The sequence below is a fragment of the Proteus sp. fly-1067 genome (genome assembly GCF_040139345.1).
GTDB lineage: Bacteria > Pseudomonadota > Gammaproteobacteria > Enterobacterales > Enterobacteriaceae > Proteus > Proteus vulgaris_B.
The window spans coordinates 1-903 of the sequence record NZ_JBEEUL010000055.1 but is presented as its reverse complement, the minus strand read 5'-3'; the positions used below and the strand labels follow the sequence as shown (position 1 = coordinate 903).

The following is a 903-nucleotide window of genomic DNA, read 5'->3' as shown; positions in this document are numbered from 1 at the left end:
GCCATAATTAAAAATCGGTTGTTTGACGGTAATGTCAATGCAGAACGTATCGGATTACAGGCGATGTATCATGATGCCAGGGAAGTGATCACCGGTGATATGCCAACACCGATTAAGTACCATAATCCACAAATTGCTCATGAATATAAAAAAATAGAAAAATACGCACAGCAAAAATTGATTGAAATGTTACCCGAAGAGTTACAAGACGATTTTCGTCCTCTTATCGATGAGCAACGACATAGTGAGGAAGAAACCTTTATTGTAAAACAAGCCGATAGCTTATGTGCTTATTTAAAATGCCTTGAAGAATTAGCTGCGGGCAATAGCGAATTTAATTTAGCTAAAAATCGCTTAGAAAAAACCTTAGCGGAGAGAAATAGCCCTGAAATGGACTATTTTATCGAAATATTTGTTCCTGGTTTTAAACTTTCCCTTGATGAAATTAGCAACTAATTTACAAGAAGGAATAACATTTTTATTCCTTCCTTGCTGAATTTAATTTATTTCGTTCAATTCGGTATTACATCCTGATGATACCGGAAATGCGACATAAAAAGTTTTAGCATCACCATTGACACCTAATATTACCCTACCATCATCCTGTTCACCTTATGAACAATAAAATCGTCTTTTGCTTTGATACATTTTACCACTTTTTGTGTGTATTTTAATGGTCCAATAATCATAGCGATCCCAAGGCCCCACAGCGTATCGAAACACAAATGCATCCGTTATTTTTGTTTTATCAGGAACACTATAGATTATTTTACTTGTTCCATAGACTTCAGATTGGTCAATAAGTCCCGATACAAAATGAGTAAACTCAACCTCTATCAATTCCTCTCCCCAATAATTTTCGAAGTCACAATAACCTGTAAGATATTCATATTCACCAAAACT

The 903-nt window shown here is 35.0% G+C and carries 1 protein-coding gene and 1 pseudogene; one reads left to right on the top strand and one right to left on the bottom strand.

Annotated elements, in window-relative coordinates; all coding sequences use genetic code 11:
• Positions 1-456 (top strand): 5'-deoxynucleotidase (gene yfbR, locus ABN217_RS19035; protein WP_349459822.1); only part of this gene is annotated, 456 nt, incomplete at its 5' end.
• A 156-nt stretch (positions 457-612) separates the two neighbouring features.
• Here the strand turns inward: yfbR and ABN217_RS19030 are convergent.
• Positions 613-903, bottom strand: a pseudogene (locus ABN217_RS19030) (hypothetical protein); the annotation flags it as partial.